This is a genomic window from Bradyrhizobium sp. WBOS07, from assembly GCF_024585165.1.
Lineage (GTDB): Bacteria > Pseudomonadota > Alphaproteobacteria > Rhizobiales > Xanthobacteraceae > Bradyrhizobium > Bradyrhizobium japonicum_B.
This window is the reverse complement of the sequence record NZ_CP029008.1, coordinates 2,749,362-2,766,124: the sequence shown is the minus strand read 5'-3', so window position 1 is coordinate 2,766,124 and position 16,763 is coordinate 2,749,362. Positions and strand designations below refer to the sequence as shown.

The following is a 16,763-nucleotide window of genomic DNA, read 5'->3' as shown; positions in this document are numbered from 1 at the left end:
GCACCGCGAGCCGGAGCGCGAAGCCTCCCGGCGAGCGCAGGCTCCGGCCGATGGCTGCGGATCAGTGCCGCAACTGGCTGTGCCGGAAGTCGCGCGGCGACATGCCGAAACGCTCGCGGAAAACGCGACCGAAATGCGAGAGGTCGTTGAAGCCCCAGGCGAAGGCGATCTCGCTGATATGGCGGTGACCGAGCAGGGGCGAGGCGAGGTCGCGCCGGCATTGGGCGAGCCGTTCGGCGAGGACGAAACGTTGGAAGGAGGTCTCCTCGTCGGCGAGCAGATCGTTGACGTAGCGCGGCGAGATGCCGAGCGCGGCCGCGGTCTCCGACAATGAAAGGTCGGGATCGGCGAGATGGGCGCGGACGTGCGCCTTGAGCCGGTAGAGCAATGCAGAGCGGTGGGTCGAGGACGGCAGCGATGTCTTCCGGAGCCGTTCGCTCAGCGCCATCGCGAGCAGATCGACGGCCTGCTCCGACAATGCGGCGGCGCCGTCGGACGCGAGCCGGTCGGCGCTCTGGCAAAGCCGGAAGATGAAATCATAGGCGAGCCGTTCGAGCGGCGCGTCGCCGCCGAACGACATCGCGGTCAGCGTCTCGGTGCCGCCGAGCCGACGCTGCAGCATCTCCCGCGGCACCTTGAAGATGGACTGCGTGAAAGGATCGTTGAACTTCAGCTCATAGGGGCGCGTGGTGTCGTAGAGCGCGAATTCGCCGGGATGGATCACGGTCTCGCGGCCGTCTTGCACCACGCCGCCGTCGCCGCAATGGCCGAGCGCGACCAGGACGAAATCCTGATCCGAACGCGCAATGCGCGAGGGTGTACGGAATACGTGCTGGCGATCGGAGCAAACCTCGGAGCATACCGCCTTGCCGAGCGCAGCTTGCGTGACCGAGCCGCGAAAGGCGCTGCCGAGATCGGACCTGCAGTCGAGCCCGACGAAGACGTCGCAGACGATGTCCTGCCAGAGCGCGAGCCGCCGATGGGCCGGGCTGCCGTCCGTCGTGAACTGGATTGGCATCTGGAAAGCCTCCCTTGTCCCGTCCAGCAAAACCGCCAATGGACGGACCCAGCCTGACCGGAGGCAAATCCCGTACCCGGCAGGAATTCCGTCCGGTCGAGTTTTTGTTCCGCCGCGGTCGAGCGCTCGATCGCCCGCTTTGGTCCAATAGACTGCATCGGAGATGGCTTCCGATCAACCGGCCAGGAGGCGGCAATGGGCATCGAACATCCGAAATACAAGGTGGCGGTGGTGCAGGCGGCGCCGGCCTGGCTCGACCTCGACGCCTCGATCGACAAGTCGGTCGGGCTGATCAAGGAGGCCGCCGAGAAGGGGGCCAGGCTGATCGCCTTCCCGGAGGCCTTCATCCCCGGCTACCCCTGGCACATCTGGATGGACTCGCCGGCCTGGGCGATCGGCCGCGGCTTCGTGCAGCGCTATTTCGACAATTCGCTGGCCTATGACAGCCCGCAGGCCGAACGGCTGCGCGATGCCGTGCGCAAGGCCAGGCTCACCGCCGTGATCGGCCTGTCCGAGCGCGATGGCGGCAGCCTCTATCTGGCGCAATGGCTGATCGGACCCGACGGCGAGACCATCGCCAAGCGCCGCAAGCTGCGGCCGACCCATGCCGAGCGCACCGTCTATGGCGAGGGCGACGGCAGCGACCTTGCGGTGCACGCGCGGCCCGACATCGGCCGGCTCGGCGCGCTGTGCTGCTGGGAGCATCTGCAGCCGCTGTCGAAATACGCGATGTACGCCCAGAACGAGCAGGTGCATGTCGCGGCCTGGCCGAGCTTCTCGCTCTACGATCCCTTCGCGCCGGCGCTCGGAGCCGAAGTCAACAATGCCGCCTCGCGCGTCTATGCGGTGGAAGGCTCATGCTTCGTGCTGGCGCCTTGCGCGACCGTGTCGCAGGCGATGATCGACGAGCTCTGCGACCGGCCGGACAAGCACGCGCTGCTCCATGCCGGCGGCGGTTTCGCCGCGATCTACGGCCCCGACGGCAGCCAGATCGGCGACAAGCTCGCGCCGGACCAGGAGGGGCTCCTGATCGCCGAGATCGATCTCGGTGCCATCGGCGTCGCCAAGAACGCGGCAGACCCGGCCGGGCATTATTCGCGCCCCGACGTGACGCGGCTGCTACTGAACAAGAAGCCCTACAAGCGCGTCGAGCAGTTCGCGTTGCCGGCCGATACCGTCGAGCCCACGGACATCGCCGCGGCGGCAAGCTGATCACGGTGATGGAGGGGAGGGTACCATCATGGAGTCCGCAATTCCTCTGCATCTCGAAACCACGCGCACGCGCCACAAGCGCGTGCCGGACGATTGCCAGCCGCCTTATCCCTCTTTCGTGGCGCGCTACAGGCCGGGCGTGAGCCGGGTCGTGATGGCCTATTTCGGCGTGCAGCATCACGGCAATGCGCCGGCGGCCGCGGCGGAGGCGCTCGCCGAGATCGCGGCGAAGTTCGCTGCTGCAGGCGGGCCTTCGCATTGGGACCGCGCGCGCTATGTCGACCAGGCCGGATACGAGACCATCATTTCCGTCGGCTATTGGGACGACATCGTGCGCTTCGACGCCTGGTTCGAACCGGCGCGCGAGGCCTGGACCGGGCGGCAGCGCGAGGGCATGGGCACGTTCATCGAGGTGCTGCGTCCGACCGTGGCGCGGCACGAGACGCTGTTCTCGTCGCCCGACCGGACCGAGGGCGTCGCGGCGGTTGCCGAGGGCATGAGCGGCGAGGTGCAGGAGCATGCCTATTGGGGTGGCATGCGCGACCGCATCCCGCTGTCGCAAACCGACGCGATGGCGTCCGGCGGCACGCCGAAGCTGGTCCGCGACGGCGCCCGGCTGCGGGTCGTGGCGCACGACAACCTCTGCCTGATCCGTTCCGGGCAGGACTGGAGCGATACCGAAGCGTCCGAGCGAAAGCTTTATCTCGATGACGTCGAGCCGGTGCTGCGCGAGGGCATGGATTTCCTGCGCGACGACGGTCTTGCGATCGGCTGCTATGCCAACCGCTACATGCGCCTGGTCTCGGCCGACGGCAGCATGAGCGAAAAGTCTTACGGCCAGAGCTGGTGGAAGAGTCTGGCGGCCCTGGAGCGCTGGGCCGAGTCGCATCCGACCCATGTCCGGATCTTTGGCGCGGCGATGAAGTATCTGTCGACCCTTGGACCGTCAGCCAGGCTGCGACTGTATCACGAGGTCACGGTGGCAGCTGCGGACGAGCAGTTCTTCGAATATCTGAACTGCCACGATAGAACCGGCATGCTGGCTTCCGTGGAAGCGGCCAGCGCCTAAGCGACGCAATGGCCGAGCAGCTCGGGATGTGCGGCGCAGATGTGATGCGCGCCGGCGTCCTTCAGCTCGGCCTCGCTGCCATAGCCGTAGAGCACGCCGATCGCGGTCATGCCGTTGGTGCGGGCGCCGACCACGTCATGGCTGCGGTCGCCGATCATGATCGCGCTGGCGGCATCGACCTTCGTCTCGTCCAGCGCGTAGCGCAGCAGGTCGCGCTTGTCGACGCGCGTGCCGTCGAGCTCGGAGCCGAACACGTGCTCGAAGTAGGGTTTCAGGCCGAAATGATCGACGATGCGCCTGGCGTAGACTGCGGGCTTGCTGGTCGCGACGAACATGCGCTGGTTGGTCGCGGCGAGAATCGTCAGCGTGTCCACGATGCCGGCATAGGCCTCGTTCTCGAACAGGCCGATATCGCTGAAGCGCTCGCGATAGAGCAGCAGGGCGCGGTCGGCGAGCTCGTCGGTCCCGGTGAGCTTCTTCAGGCTGGCATGCAGCGGCGGCCCGATGCACCAGGTCAGCTCGTCCTCGCTCGGCACCGCGACATCGAGCCGCGCCAGCGCGTACTGGATCGAGCGCGTGATCCCCGGCTTAGGGTTCGTGAGGGTGCCGTCCAGATCAAAAAAGATTGTCACCATCAGGCCGGACCTGCGTTGATACTGCCGTCCGTTGCTAGTTGGCTGGGGTTCCAAGTCAAGGTCCGATTTGTCCTGTCACGTCGATGCCATGCGAATAGCCCGGGTTATCGCTGTCTTGTGTCACGCCCTCGTGCTGTCGCCGGTGCTGGCAGAGGAGACGCCGGCCCCGGACGTGCCTCCGAAGGCCGAGGAACCGGCGAAGCCGCCGGAGACGCCGAGGGACGCCCGCGAGCGCGACACGCGGGAGTCGATCTGCCTGATCGTGGAGGCGGCGGCGCGCGATGCCGATCTCCCGCTGGAATTCTTCGCCCGGGTGATCTGGCAGGAAAGCCGCTTCCAGGCCGATGCGGTCGGCCCCATGACGCGCAGCGGCGAGCACGCTCGGGGCATCGCGCAGTTCATGCCGGGCACCGCGAGCGAGCGCGGGTTGCTCGATCCGTTCAATCCGGTGCAGGCGCTGCCGAAGTCGGCGGAATTTCTGAGCGAGCTGCGCAGCCAGTTCGGCAATCTCGGCCTTGCCGCGGCGGCCTACAATGCCGGCCCGCGGCGGGTGCGGGAATGGCTCGCCGGGACTGGCGGAATGCCGGAGCAGACCCGCAACTACGTCTACGCCATCACCGGCACCAGCGTCGATGCCTGGGCCAAGGCAGGAGCGACCGGCAAGGGACCGCCGAGCTCACCGCCGACGAGCTGCCGCGATCTGATGGCGCTATTGAAGCGCGCACCGAATGCCTTCGTCGCCGAGCTCGAGCAGCACGTGGAGCTTGCGGCCGCCAAGTCCTGGGGCGTCCAGCTCGCCGCCGGCTTCGATCGCAACAGGGCGCTGGCGATGTACTCGCGTGCCGTCACGCGGCTGAGCGCGGTGATCGGTGAGCGCGACCCGAGCCTGCTGTCCTCGGTGATGCGCAGCCGCGGCACGCGCGCGTTCTACCAGGTACGCATCGGCACCGAGACGCGCAACGAGGCGGATGATCTGTGCAACCGGATCAGGAAGGCGGGCGGGGCCTGTTTCGTGCTGAGGAACAGGGGTGTGAGCGGGTAACTCCGCTTGTCATTCCGGGGCGCGCCCTCTTGGGCGCGAACTATGGTGCGCAATTGCGCACCTGAGAATCCATCGTGCAGCGACCTCCGCGGCCCGATGGATTCCGGGCTCGCGCCAAGTGGCGCGCCCCGGAATGACGGCGGAGGGCGGGTCGCGCATGCCAGCCCCGCCGCGTGTTTCCTTGACGCAGAACACTGCATCCCCCGTTATGCGGGCCCGACTCCGTAACCTCGACCAAAACTCCCGTGGCGCTTCCCCCGCTAGATTCCCCGCAATGGAACAGCCCCTGGCTTGCCTTCGGCTGGGGCCTGCGCTCGATCACGCAGACGATCCTCACCATCGTGCTGTTCGTGACCTATCTCGGCATCGGCGCGCTCGCGCACGACACCCATTTCAGCCTGCTCTGGGCGCTCTGTTCGACGCTGTTCGTCTGGGCGGGGCCGGCGCAGATCATCCTGATCACCACGCTCGGCTCCGGCGCCACCATCATCCAGTCGGCGATCGCCGTCACCGTCAGCGCTATCAGGCTGTTTCCGATGGTGGTCTCGGTGCTGCCGCTGATGCGCACGCCGACGACCAAGCGGCGCGAGCTGGTCTTTGCCGCGCATCTCACCGCGGTCACGCTGTGGGTCGAGTGCCACCGCTTCCTGCCGCAGGTGCCGCGTGAGCGGCGCATCGCCTTCGTTCACGGGCTCGGCTGCGGCCTCGTCTCGGTCTGTCTCGTTGCCAACACGGTCGGCTATTTCCTCGCCGCCAATCTGACGCAGACGCTCGGCGCGGCGATCCTGCTGCTCACGCCGCTGTCGTTCCTGTTCTCGACGGCGCGCAACAGCCGCGAAATCGCCGATGTCGTCGCGCTCGTGCTCGGCGTCTTGCTGTATCCGCTGGCCGCGAAGCTGAGCGCCGGCGTCGATATTCTGGTCAGCGGGGTGGTGGCCGGCACGATCGCCTATGGCGTGCATTGGTGGCGGGAGGTGCGCGCATGAGCTCGGCGCAGCTGATCGGCGACTGGCATGCGCTGGCGGTGCTGTTCGTCGCCGGCGTCATTCCCAACCAGATCTGGCGCATGCTGGGCCTGTGGTTCGGCGGCGGCATCGACGAAGGCTCCGAGCTGCTGGTCTGGGTGCGGGCGGTCGCCACCGCGATCCTTGCCGGCGTGATCGCCCAGATCGTGGTCGAGCCGCCGGGCGCGCTCGCCGGCGTGCCTGATATCCTGCGCTACGGCGCGGTGGCCGCTGGTCTCGTCGTGTTCCTGCTGACGCGCCGCTCGATCTTTGCGGGCGTCGTGACCGGCGAAGTCTTCATGCTGGCCGGCAAGTGGTGGTTGGGCTAAAACACGGCTCGACAGCAAGGATGTGGAAATATGGTTCGCAAGAACGAGCTCCGCGAGGGCGAGGTCGCCATCGAGCTGCCGCCCGCACAGGATGCCGGCCTGATTTTCATCGGCCGCATCCGCACGCCCTGGACCTCGCGGATGGAGACGCCACGGCAGGGCCGTCAGGATGGCCCGATCTGCCGTCTCGAGATCTTCGAGCCGTTTGTGCCAGGCATCAAGGGCGTCGACTTCTACAGCAATCTCGAGGTGCTCTACTGGCTCGACCAGTCGCGCCGCGACATCATCCTGCAGAGCCCGAAGAACAACGACAAGACCCGCGGCACCTTCTCGCTGCGCTCGCCGGTGCGGCCGAACCCGATCGGCACCTCGATCGTGAAGCTGGTCGGCATCGAGGGCAATGCCATTTTGGTGCGCGGTCTCGACTGCCTCGACAACACGCCGCTGATCGACGTCAAGCCGGATCGGTGCGAGTTCACCCCGCTGGCGCCGCCGCAGAAGGGCGATTTCGAGACGGAGTGACGATCAGCCTTTCAACGCCGCGATCAGCTTCGCCGCGTTTTCTTCCAGCACCTTGGCGTCTTCCTTGCGGCTGGCGGGCGGCAGCATGGCGACGCCGTCGTGGCGCGGCATGACGTGCATGTGCAGGTGAAACACCACCTGTCCGCCGGCGGGCTCGTTGAACTGCTGCACGGTGATGCCGTCGGCGTTGAAGGCTTTCATCGCGGCGGCTGCGATCTTGTGTGCGCCGCGCGCGACATGGGCGTAATCGTCGGGCTCGATGTCGAGGATGTTGCGGGCAGGGGCCTTCGGGATCACCAGCGTGTGACCGGGGACGCGCGGCATGATGTCGAGGAAGGCGAACACGTGCTCGTCCTCGTAGACCTTGGAGCAAGGCAGCTCGCCGCGCAGGATCTTCGCGAAGATGTTGTTGGTGTCGTAGGCGGTCATATTGGCGGCTCCCGAGAACTTTGCGCCTGGAATTTTGCGCTTACTGTCACCAGCAGCGGCAAACCGTCAAGGCGCCTCGTCGGCGCCTTTGCGGAACGGGCCGAGCTCGGCGAGCTCGCGTCCGGCTTCCGCGACATAGGCGCGCTCGCGCTTGAGATAGTCGTCGATGGCGCGGCGCAGGCCCGGATCGGCGATGAAGTGGGCGGAATGGGTGGTGCGCGGCAGGTAGCCGCGCGCGATCTTGTGCTCGCCTTGCGCACCGGCCTCGACATGCCTGAGGCCGCGTTTGATGGCGAAGTCGATCGCCTGGTAATAGCAGACCTCGAAATGCAGGAACGGATGATGCTCGACCGCGCCCCAGTTGCGGCCGAACAGCGTGTCCGAGCCGATGAAGTTGATCGCGCCGGCGATCCAGCGGTCGTTGCGGCGGGCCATCACCAGCAGCACATCCTGGCTCATGGTCTCGCCGATCAACGAGAAGAATTCCCGCGTCAGATAGGGCCGGCCCCATTTGCGTGAGCCGGTCTCCATGTAAAATTCGAAGAAGGCGTCCCAGGCCTCCTCGGTGATATCCTTGCCGGTGAGCCAGTGGATGGTGACGCCGGCGGCCATCGCATCGCGCCGCTCGCGCTTGATCGATTTGCGGTGCCGCGAGTTCAGCGTCGCCAGGAAATCGTCGAAGCTGGCAAAGCCCTCATTGTGCCAGTGGAACTGCTGGTCGGTGCGCTGCAGGAAGCCGTGCTCGGCGAGCAGCTTCCATTCCGCCTCCCGCGCGAAGGTGACGTGCACCGAGGAGGCCTTGCTGACGCCGCACAGCGCCACCAGCCCGCTCGCCAGTGCGTCCATGATCCGCTCGCGGTCGACGCCGTCGCGGACCAGGAGCCGCGGCCCTGTCGCCGGGGTGAAGGGAACCGAGACCTGGAGCTTCGGATAATAGCGCCCGCCGGCGCGCTCATAGGCGTCCGCCCAGCCGCGGTCGAACACGTACTCGCCCTGGGAATGCGATTTGAGATAGCAGGGCACGATTCCGGCGACGCGGCCGTCCACCTTGGCCACGAGATGCCGCGGGCCCCAGCCGGTGCGGATGGTCGCCGAACCCGATTTCTCAATTGCGGAAAGAAAGGCGTGGGAGACGAATGGGTTATAAGCCGGTCTTGAGAGACCGAGGGAATCGCCTGAAAGGGAAGATGAGGTTCCGTTGCCGGCCCCATGGCACCGTCCGCCGGGATTGGCGCAGGCGTCCCAATCCTCCGGTGACACGTTGTCAATCGAAGGTACGGCCTCGAGCGTGATTTCGGATGATGCCATCGATCCCCAAGATCGTGCATTGCAGCAGCGACTTCAAGAGGGCGGGGAGGGCACACTCTCGTGCCCCGGACGCAGCGCAGCACTCAGTGGTGCGCTGCTGAGCCGGGGCCCATTTCTCCGCATTGTCCTGTGCGGCTTTCTAGGTCCCGGCTCTGCGCAGCAGCGTTTCACGCTGTAGCGCGTCCGGGACACGAGCGAGGCCTACGGCACGAACCCCTCGAAAATCATCTGGTCCGCGTATTGCCCGACCCGGGTTCGCTGCTCCGGCGTGCGGACGGTCCAGCCGAGCAGGGCGCAGCCGAAGATGTTGCGGGCGATCCAGGGGGCGGGGGCCGGGAGGTCGTCGACCCGAAACGCCACGAAGTGGGGTTGGGTGCGAAAGCCGTGGCGCAGGTACAGCATGCTGTCGCGCTGCTCCCGCGTCAGCCTCGCCCAGTAATCGTCCTCATAGGTCCGCTGCGCGACGATGCCGCGCGGACGGGAGGGCAGCAGCTCGCGCAGCGCCAGCACCTGGTCGGGATCGAAGGACATGCCGACGGCTGGTCCGTCATAGGACGCCAGCACCTCGGCCATCCGCTTCACCAGCTTGCGGTCGCCGGCAAAATGGCTCTTCACCTCGATCACCAGCGGCACGCGGCCGGCGACGAGGGCGCAGAGGTCGGACAACGACATCATCCGCTCGGGCGTGTCCTTGAACCTGACGGCCTTGAGCTCGGCCGCCGTCTTCGAGATCACGTCGCCGGTGGCCTCGGTGAGGCGGCCGAGGGCATGGTCGTGATGCACCATCGCCTCGCCGTCGGCGGAGAGCTGGATGTCGACCTCGATCGCGAAGTTGCCCGCGATCGCGGCCTGCACCGCGCCGGGCATGTTTTCGACGATGCCACGGGAGATGTCATGCAGGCCGCGATGGGCGACCGGCCGGGCTGTCAGCCAATCGGGCGCGCGCATGTCGCGTCAGGCGACCTCGAACACGCCGTCGACCTCGACCGCGGCATCGGCGGGCAGCGAGGCGACGCCGACGGTGGTGCGGGCATGGCGGCCCTTGTCGCCGAAGGCGGCGACCATCAGGTCGGAGGCGCCGTTGAGTACCTTCGGCCCGTCCAGGAAGTCCGGCGCCGAGTTGATGAAGCCGCCGAGCCGCACCACGCGCACCACCTTGTCGAGATCGCCGAGCGCCGCCTTGACCTGGGCCAGCAGGTTCACCGCGCAGCCGCGGGCGGCCGCGGCGCCGTCCTCGATGGAGACGCCGGCACCCAGCTTGCCCTTGGCGATCAGCTTGCCGGCGGGATCGAAGCAGACCTGGCCGGAGACGAACAGCAGATTGCCGGTGCGCACGAACGGGACGTAATTGGCGACGGGCGTAGGGGCCTCGTGCAGCTTGATGCCCTGTTCCGCCAGCTTCTGCTCGACCGTGCCCGCCATGTCCGACCTCGTTGTCCAAAAAATCATTCGCCCCGGCGCGTCCGCAAAGGTAGCCGGGCGCGCCCTGTTTCGCCCATCGGGCCGCCACATGCAAGCAACCGCAAGGGGCCCGTATTTGTTGAGATCGGACAGCAGGTTCAGCGCCAAGGGGCCAACTTTACGTGAAACGGCCTCAGTTGCGACGCAATGGAACGGTCATTAAAATGTCGAATCTGCGCTTCGCAGGGACGCGCCCCCAAGGAATAGACATGGTGCACCTTTTCCGGACTTCGCTCGGTGTGATGGCGCTCGCGGCGGCCAGTTTCGGCCTTGGCGAGGGCGCGCTAGCCGCCAACGGTCCGTTCCTGCCGCACCAGGCGCTCTATGACCTCAGCCTGGTGAAATCGCGCTCCAACTCGGTCAACAGCGCGCGCGGCCGCATCCTCTACAACTTCACCGGCAGCGCGTGCGAGGGCTACACCTCCGAATTCCGCCAGGTCTCCGAGCTCGACAGCGGCGAGGGCAAGGTCACGCTCAGCGATCTCCGTTCCAATTCCTGGGAGGATGCCGCCGGCAAGAGCTACCGCTTCAAGATCGAGACGCGCATGAACGAGGCCGATGCCGGCCGGGTCGACGGCATGGCCGAGCGCGACGGCGACCACATCAACGTCAAGCTGAAGCTGCCGGCGCCGAAGAGTTTCACCCTCGACGGCAGCATCGTGTTCCCGACCGAGCAGATCCAGCGCATCATCGCCGCCGCCCGGGACGGCAAATCGCTGCTCGAGCTCTCGGTCTATGACGGCTCCGACGACGGCCAGAAGGTCTACAACACGCTGACCGTGATCGGTCAGCCGGTTCCCGCCGACCGCGCCACCTCCGCCGATCCCTCGACGTCGGACGAGCACATGAAGTCGCTCAAGCGTTGGCCGGTCACCGTCAGCTATTTCGACCGCGACGCCCCGCAGAAGGAGGGCGAGCAGACACCGGTCTATGCGATGGCGTTCGAGCTCTACGAGAACGGCGTCTCGCGCCAGCTCGTGCTCGACTACAACGACTTCGTCATTTCCGGCGCGATGGGCAAGTTCGACGTCAAGGACAGCAAGCCCTGCAATTGAGGGCAGAGCTCATCCTGCGCGACCAGTGCCTTAGGGTGGGCAAAGGCGCGCACTTCGCGCGCAGTGCCCACCACCTTTCAGCGATGGGCAAAATCGTGGGCACGCTTCGCTTTGCCCACCCTACGCGACCAATCTTCGCAGTGGCAGACTAGCTCTCGTCACACTCCCCAGCTACGCTCCTTCCAACCAGAAACCTCAGGGAGGCAAGCACCATGCCCAAGCTCGACCATCTCCGCCCCAGCGGCCTGCATCACAATCCCGCTTATTCCCACGTCGTCACCGCCTCAGGCGCGCGCACCATCTACATCTCGGGCCAGGTCTCGGTGGACGAGGAGGGACGGATCGTCGGCGAGGGGGATATCGCCGCACAGACCACGCAGGTGATGCAGAACCTCGGCCACGCGTTGAAGGCGGCCGGCGCGAGCTATTCCAACATCGTCAAGATCACGACCTTCGTCGTGAACTACAAGCCGGAGCTGCGGCCGATCATCGGCAAGGCCCGCTCGGCCTTCTTCGAAGGCATGGAGCCACCGGCGTCCACGCTTGTCGGCGTCTCCGCGCTCGCCGCGCCGGAATGGCTGATCGAGATCGAGGCGATTGCAGTCGCGGATTGATTTTCGTAGCCCGGATGGAGCGCAGCGTAATCCGGGAAACCTGCCACTTAGGACGCACTGCCCCGGATTGCGCTGCGCTCCATGCGGGCTACGAGCGCATCGCCGCAGACAGCTCTAGCAGCAGCGCCATCGCTTCGTCCGCCCTGTCAACGGGCACGAAGAGATGGTCATGATGGAACGCCGAAACGGCATTCACGCTGATGCCGGCTTCGGCGAGGCGCGCCGTGATCGCCGCCAGGAAGCCGACAGCGTCGAGCGCGGAGTGAACCGTCAGGGTGATCAGGCGCGAAGCGAACGCATAGCGCAGTCCCGCGGCTTCAGCGTCTTCACGAGGGATCACCAGCGTTGTGCCTTCCTGCTCGCGAAACGTCAGCAGGGGGCTGATCGCCGCCGGAATGCGCTCATTTGCCGGGATCGTGCAGAACACGAAGATGCCCGGCCGCAGCTCCGGCTTCATGCCTCGCAGCAGCACTTGTAGATCGCGTTCAGCCGTCATCACTCCGGCGCCTTCTCCGGGCCCTCATAGGCGATGCCGCGGATCACCGCGGCGCTGCCGAACTTCTTGCGCAGGCTGTCCACCGCGCGCTCGGCATGGGCGGCGCGGCGGTCGAGCATGTCGGTGTCGCCGGCGGGCGAGCCCTCGCGCAGCGCGCTGACACCGGCGCCCATCAGGCGGAAAGCGGTGCCGTCGATCTCCTTCGCCAGCATCTCGCGGCAGATCGAGAAGATCTTCGCGGCCAGCTGCGTCGGGGCGGCGATCGACTGCGAGCGCGTTCGCTGACGAAAGTCGGCGGTCTTCAGTTTCAGCGTGACGGTCGAGCCGGCGAGCTCGCTGCTCTTCAGCCGCGACGAGGTCTTCTCGCACAGCCGCCACAGGATCCTCTCCAGCGCCGCGAAATCGCGGATGTCGGTCTCGAACGTGGTTTCGCTGGAGATGGTCTTGGCGCCCCGGTCAGGTTCGACGCGGCGGTCGTCGATGCCGCGCGCGAGCCGCCACAGCCTGCGGCCGTCGCTGGGAAACTGCCGCATCAGCTCGATCTCGTCGGCCTTCTGCAGGTCGGCGATGACGCGGAAGCCGCGCTGCACGAGGCGCTCCTGCGTGGCGGGGCCGACGCCGAAGATGAAGCCGACCGGCTTGTCCGCCAGCATTATGCGCGCCTCCTCCTGGTCGAGCGCGGCAAAGCCTCTGGGCTTGTCGAGGTCGGAGGCGATCTTGGCCAGGAACTTGTTGCAGGACAGGCCGACCGAGACGGAGATGCCGATGTCGCGCTCGACCTCGCGGGCAAAGCGCGCCAGCACCTTGGCCGGGGCCATGCCGTGCACGCGCTCGGTGCCGGAGAGATCGAGGAAGGCCTCGTCGATCGACAGCGGCTCGACCAGCGGCGTCAGCGCCTGCATGGCCTGGCGCACCTCGCGGCCGACCCGGACGTACTTCGCCATGTCGGGAGGGATCACGGTCGCATGCGGGCAGGCCTCCAGCGCCCGAAACATCGGCATTGCCGAGCGCACGCCATAAGTGCGCGCGATGTAGCAGGCGGCCGATACCACGCCGCGCTTGCCACCGCCGATGATGACGGGCTTGTCGGCAATGTCGGGGTTGTCCCGCTTCTCGACGGTCGCGTAGAAGGCGTCGCAGTCGATATGGGCGATGGTCAGGGTGGACAGGGCGCGGTGGCGGACGAGACGGGGGGAACCGCAGGCCGAGCAGCGTCGCACCGCCATATCCAGATCGGCCAGACAATCCCGGCAGAAGCAGCGGGGCCCGGCCGGGTCGGGGACGGTCACGGCACGTCGCGCTCCCAGGAGGGATCGCCGAGCGAGTCGCCGAGGACCTGCCGCGCTGCGGCAACGTTGGTCGGGTGCAGCTCGACCGAGCCGGCGAAGGCCTTCACGGTGGCGTCATCGCGCATCACGAAATCGAGCACGCTGAGCAGGAAATTGGGGTCCGCGGCGGCATTGCGCAGGGTCTCCGGACCGACCCCTGTCTCGGCCAGGAACAGGCCCAGTCGCTCGGGCTCGCTCGCGACGAAGGACAGAGCCTGAATCGCAACGATTTCAGCGACTTCGCGGGGGTTGTGAACAGGCTTTTTCAAGGGGACGGTTTGCCTTTCCGTTAACTTTCGGTGTCTACTTTGCATCATGCCCGAGTCTCGCCCCTGAGTCTTCCGACCCCAGACAAGCAACTGGAAACCACATCGCAGAAAGTCGACCCTCGGGTTTAACGAAACTCAAGCGAATCTGAGGCTAGTTTGAATCCAGTTTTCGAAACGCCGGAAAGCGGCGTCTGAGGCGTCACATGTATCGGTCCTGCGGACCAATCAGGAGGGCGGGATGGCCAAGACCGTCCTGATCGTGGAAGACAACGAGCTCAACATGAAGCTCTTCCGCGACCTGTTGGAGGCGCACGGCTACCAGACCTCCGGGACCAGCAACGGCTATGAGGCGCTCGACCTCGTTCGCAAGATGCGGCCCGACCTCGTGCTGATGGATATCCAGCTGCCGCAGGTCTCCGGCCTCGAGGTGACGCGCTGGATCAAGGACGATCCGGAGCTGCGTGCCATTCCCGTCGTCGCGGTCACGGCGTTCGCGATGAAGGGCGACGAAGAACGCATCCGCGAGGGCGGCTGCGAGGCCTATTTGTCCAAGCCGATCTCGGTCGGCAAATTCATTGAGACGGTCCGGCGTTTTATCGGATAGGAAGTGAGTTCACAGTGTCTGCGCGTATCCTGGTCGTCGATGACGTCCCTGCCAACGTCAAGCTGCTAGAGGCCCGCCTTTCCGCCGAATATTTCGACGTGATGACCGCCTCGAACGGCACCGAGGCGCTGGCGATCTGCCATCGCGCCGAATGCGACATCATCCTGCTCGACGTGATGATGCCCGACATGGACGGCTTCGAGGTGTGCCGCCGCCTCAAGTCCGACCCTGCCACCCATCACATTCCCGTCGTCATGGTCACGGCGCTCGACAGTCCCTCCGACCGCAATCGCGGGCTCGAGGCCGGCGCCGATGACTTCCTGACCAAGCCCGTCTCCGACGTCGTGCTGATCGCGCGCGTGCGCTCGCTGACGCGGCTGAAGATGATGACCGACGAGCTGCGCATGCGCGCCATCACCTCGCTCGAGATCGGCATGCAGGCGCCCGAGCGCAGCGCCGTCGCCGACACCGGCAAGGGCGGCCGCATCCTCCTGGTCGACGACCGCCAGTCCTCCTACGAGCGGCTGGCGACGATCCTTGCCGCCGAGCACACCATCGACGTCGAGCCCAATCCGACGGAAGCGCTATTCCACGCCGCCGAGGGCAATTACGACCTGCTCATCGTCTCGCTCGACCTCAACAATTTCGACGGCCTCCGCCTCTGCAGCCAGGCGCGCTCGCTGGAGCGCACGCGCCATGTGCCGATCCTGGCGATCGCCGATCCCGAGAACTCGACGCGGCTGCTGCGCGGCCTCGAGATCGGCGTCAACGACTATCTGCTGCGCCCGATCGACAAGACCGAGCTGCTGGCCCGCGCCCGCACCCAGATCCGCCGCCGCCGCTACACCGATCATTTGCGCGACAACGTGCAGAACTCGATCGAGATGGCGATCACCGACGCGCTCACCGGCCTGCACAATCGCCGCTACATGGAGAGCCATCTGGCGACGCTCGCCGAGCAGGCCTCGACCCGCGGCAAGCCGCTGGCGCTGATGATCCTGGACATCGACTTCTTCAAGTCGATCAACGACAATTACGGCCACGACGCCGGCGACGACGTGCTGCGCGAATTCGCGGTGCGGGTGCGCAAGTCGATCCGCGGCATTGACCTTGCCTGCCGTTACGGCGGCGAGGAGTTCGTCATCGTGATGCCGGAGACCGATCTCCACGTCGCCGGCATGGTCGCCGAGCGCCTGCGCCGCTCGATCGCGGGCGAGCCGTTCGCGATCCACAAGGGCGCCAAGCGCATCGAGGTCACGATCTCGATCGGCCTCACCACGCTGGAGCGGAAGGGCGAGGCGGTCGCCGACGTGCTCAAGCGCGCCGACACCGCGCTCTACCGCGCCAAGCACGACGGCCGCAACCGCGTGGTGTCGCAGGCGGCGTGAGGGCCGCCGCGACACAAAAATTGCGAAAACAACCCCATGCACAGTAGCCGGCGCCAGTCGGATCAATAGGTTACGTGGGGCCGAAATGGCCTTTGCGCTGCTGGTCGCGCCCTTTGACGTGTCGGGCAAAACAGGAGCATGTTGATTGGATCGCGACGCCCCCCAGGCGCCGCTGTCATTCCCCGCGAAAGCGGGGAATCCAGTACGCCGCGGCCTTTCGGTTCAATCACAATCGGCTCTGGAATACTGGATGCCCCGCCTTCGCGGGTGATGACACCGTCCGATGCGGCGATGGTGGTCAGTGTGGTGGACGTTTGTCTTGCGTCGTCGCGGCCTTCAATGCATCGTCCCCCACATCCACCCCCGCATTCCGCAGCAGCACCTTCGCCGCTTCCTTCGCCGCGCGCGCCATCGCCGGGTCGTCGCGCACGAGGTCCTGGGCGATGGAGCCGTCGACCAGCAGCACGAGCTGGGTCGCGAGCGCGTCGGCATCCGCTACGCCGAGCTCGCTCAGGCGGTCGCGAAACCAGAGGCGGCGGCTTTCCTTGAAGGCGACGGCGATCTTCTTCACGGCGCGGTCGGCCGGGCCGAGCTCGGCGACCGCGTTCACGAACGGGCAGCCGCGAAAATTTTTCGCCGCAAAACGCCGCTCCAGCGAATCGAAGGTGGCGAGGATCTGCTCGGTCGGCGGCTTGTCGGAGGGGGATGCGTGCACGAAACGGCGCTCGAGGTAAGCCGCGATCAGCGCGTCCTTGGACGGGAAGTGGTTGTACAGCGTGCGCTTGCTGATGCCGATCTCGGCCGCGATGGTGTCGACGCCGATCGCGCGAATGCCTTGCAGATAGAACAGCTTGTCGGCGGTCTCGAGGATCCGCTCTTTCATCGTCTGTGGGGCGGGCGGGGGAGCCATGCGGCAGAATGCGTCCTGTTGGCTTGACAGCACGCGCCGATCATAGCCTAAGTACACAGGTCTGTGTAAC

The 16,763-nt window shown here is 66.3% G+C and carries 20 protein-coding genes; 10 read left to right on the top strand and 10 right to left on the bottom strand.

Annotation, left to right across the window (positions count from 1 at the left end):
• Positions 1-61 precede the first annotated feature (61 nt).
• The gene (locus DCM79_RS13015; RefSeq protein WP_257180169.1) at positions 62-1,018 is read right to left on the bottom strand and encodes a helix-turn-helix domain-containing protein; all 957 of its coding nucleotides are present in this window, start codon (positions 1,016-1,018) and stop codon (positions 62-64) included.
• 195 nt (positions 1,019-1,213) lie between these two features.
• Between DCM79_RS13015 and DCM79_RS13010 the strand changes: the two genes are divergently transcribed.
• A complete protein-coding gene (locus DCM79_RS13010) occupies positions 1,214-2,230 on the top strand; it encodes a carbon-nitrogen hydrolase family protein (protein WP_257180168.1) in 1,017 nt (338 codons plus the stop codon).
• Between the two features lie 28 nt (positions 2,231-2,258).
• Positions 2,259-3,299 (top strand): phenylacetaldoxime dehydratase family protein, encoded by a 1,041-nt coding sequence (locus DCM79_RS13005; RefSeq protein WP_257180167.1) that lies wholly within the window; start codon positions 2,259-2,261, stop codon positions 3,297-3,299.
• Here DCM79_RS13005 and DCM79_RS13000 read toward each other — a convergent pair.
• On the bottom strand, positions 3,296-3,934 hold the full coding sequence (locus tag DCM79_RS13000) for an HAD family hydrolase (protein ID WP_257180165.1): 639 nt from the start codon (positions 3,932-3,934) through the stop codon (positions 3,296-3,298). The genes DCM79_RS13005 and DCM79_RS13000 overlap by 4 nt on opposite strands.
• A gap of 88 nt (positions 3,935-4,022) precedes the next feature.
• Between DCM79_RS13000 and DCM79_RS12995 the strand changes: the two genes are divergently transcribed.
• The 4 genes from DCM79_RS12995 to tsaA all read left to right on the top strand — a co-directional run bounded on the left by DCM79_RS12995 (position 4,023) and on the right by tsaA (position 6,831).
• Entirely contained in the window at positions 4,023-4,976 is a 954-nt protein-coding gene (locus DCM79_RS12995) for a lytic transglycosylase domain-containing protein (RefSeq protein ID WP_257180164.1), read from the top strand.
• 245 nt (positions 4,977-5,221) lie between these two features.
• On the top strand, positions 5,222-5,962 hold the full coding sequence (locus DCM79_RS12990) for an AzlC family ABC transporter permease (protein ID WP_257180163.1): 741 nt from the start codon (positions 5,222-5,224) through the stop codon (positions 5,960-5,962).
• A complete protein-coding gene (locus tag DCM79_RS12985) occupies positions 5,959-6,309 on the top strand; it encodes an AzlD domain-containing protein (protein ID WP_028135897.1) in 351 nt (116 codons plus the stop codon). The genes DCM79_RS12990 and DCM79_RS12985 overlap by 4 nt, the downstream gene beginning before the upstream one ends.
• Before the next feature lie 30 nt (positions 6,310-6,339).
• Complete coding sequence (gene tsaA, locus DCM79_RS12980) at positions 6,340-6,831, top strand: tRNA (N6-threonylcarbamoyladenosine(37)-N6)-methyltransferase TrmO (RefSeq protein ID WP_257180162.1); 492 nt, start codon at positions 6,340-6,342, stop codon at positions 6,829-6,831.
• 3 nt (positions 6,832-6,834) lie between these two features.
• On the opposite strand, the gene DCM79_RS12975 is transcribed toward tsaA, so the two are convergent.
• The 4 genes from DCM79_RS12975 to DCM79_RS12960 form a co-directional block, all read right to left on the bottom strand.
• A complete protein-coding gene (locus DCM79_RS12975; protein ID WP_257180161.1) occupies positions 6,835-7,260 on the bottom strand; it encodes an HIT family protein in 426 nt (141 codons plus the stop codon).
• A 66-nt stretch (positions 7,261-7,326) separates the two neighbouring features.
• A complete protein-coding gene (locus DCM79_RS12970; protein WP_257180160.1) occupies positions 7,327-8,568 on the bottom strand; it encodes a GNAT family N-acetyltransferase in 1,242 nt (413 codons plus the stop codon).
• Between the two features lie 201 nt (positions 8,569-8,769).
• Complete coding sequence (locus tag DCM79_RS12965) at positions 8,770-9,516, bottom strand: glycerophosphodiester phosphodiesterase (RefSeq protein ID WP_257180159.1); 747 nt, start codon at positions 9,514-9,516, stop codon at positions 8,770-8,772.
• Positions 9,517-9,522: 6 nt separating this feature from the next.
• Positions 9,523-9,990, bottom strand: a complete 468-nt coding sequence (locus DCM79_RS12960; RefSeq protein ID WP_018321130.1) for a RidA family protein — start codon at positions 9,988-9,990, stop codon at positions 9,523-9,525.
• Between the two features lie 248 nt (positions 9,991-10,238).
• Here DCM79_RS12960 and DCM79_RS12955 point away from each other — a divergent pair, with 248 nt between their 5' ends.
• Both DCM79_RS12955 and DCM79_RS12950 read left to right on the top strand, forming a co-directional pair.
• Entirely contained in the window at positions 10,239-11,084 is an 846-nt protein-coding gene (locus DCM79_RS12955) for a cell envelope integrity EipB family protein (protein ID WP_257180158.1), read from the top strand.
• A gap of 212 nt (positions 11,085-11,296) precedes the next feature.
• Entirely contained in the window at positions 11,297-11,698 is a 402-nt protein-coding gene (locus DCM79_RS12950; RefSeq protein ID WP_135163700.1) for a RidA family protein, read from the top strand.
• 88 nt (positions 11,699-11,786) lie between these two features.
• Here DCM79_RS12950 and DCM79_RS12945 read toward each other — a convergent pair whose 3' ends face one another.
• The 3 genes from DCM79_RS12945 to DCM79_RS12935 are packed head-to-tail and all read right to left on the bottom strand — an operon-like array spanning position 11,787 to position 13,791.
• Positions 11,787-12,194 carry an ACT domain-containing protein gene (locus DCM79_RS12945; protein ID WP_257180157.1) on the bottom strand — a complete coding sequence of 136 codons (408 nt, stop codon included), beginning with the start codon at positions 12,192-12,194 and terminating at the stop codon, positions 11,787-11,789.
• Positions 12,194-13,483, bottom strand: coding sequence for a DNA polymerase IV (locus DCM79_RS12940; protein ID WP_257180156.1), 1,290 nt, complete (start codon positions 13,481-13,483; stop codon positions 12,194-12,196). The genes DCM79_RS12945 and DCM79_RS12940 overlap by 1 nt, the downstream gene beginning before the upstream one ends.
• A complete protein-coding gene (locus tag DCM79_RS12935; RefSeq protein ID WP_028135907.1) occupies positions 13,480-13,791 on the bottom strand; it encodes a DUF3572 domain-containing protein in 312 nt (103 codons plus the stop codon). Before DCM79_RS12935 ends, DCM79_RS12940 begins: the two co-directional genes overlap by 4 nt.
• 238 nt (positions 13,792-14,029) lie before the next feature.
• Between DCM79_RS12935 and DCM79_RS12930 the strand changes: the two genes are divergently transcribed.
• Both DCM79_RS12930 and DCM79_RS12925 read left to right on the top strand, forming a co-directional pair.
• On the top strand, positions 14,030-14,395 hold the full coding sequence (locus DCM79_RS12930) for a response regulator (RefSeq protein WP_008566616.1): 366 nt from the start codon (positions 14,030-14,032) through the stop codon (positions 14,393-14,395).
• 14 nt (positions 14,396-14,409) lie between these two features.
• A complete protein-coding gene (locus DCM79_RS12925) occupies positions 14,410-15,783 on the top strand; it encodes a PleD family two-component system response regulator (RefSeq protein ID WP_257180155.1) in 1,374 nt (457 codons plus the stop codon).
• A 298-nt stretch (positions 15,784-16,081) separates the two neighbouring features.
• Here DCM79_RS12925 and DCM79_RS12920 read toward each other — a convergent pair whose 3' ends face one another.
• Entirely contained in the window at positions 16,082-16,693 is a 612-nt protein-coding gene (locus tag DCM79_RS12920; RefSeq protein WP_257232013.1) for a TetR/AcrR family transcriptional regulator, read from the bottom strand.
• Positions 16,694-16,763: the final 70 nt, after the last annotated feature.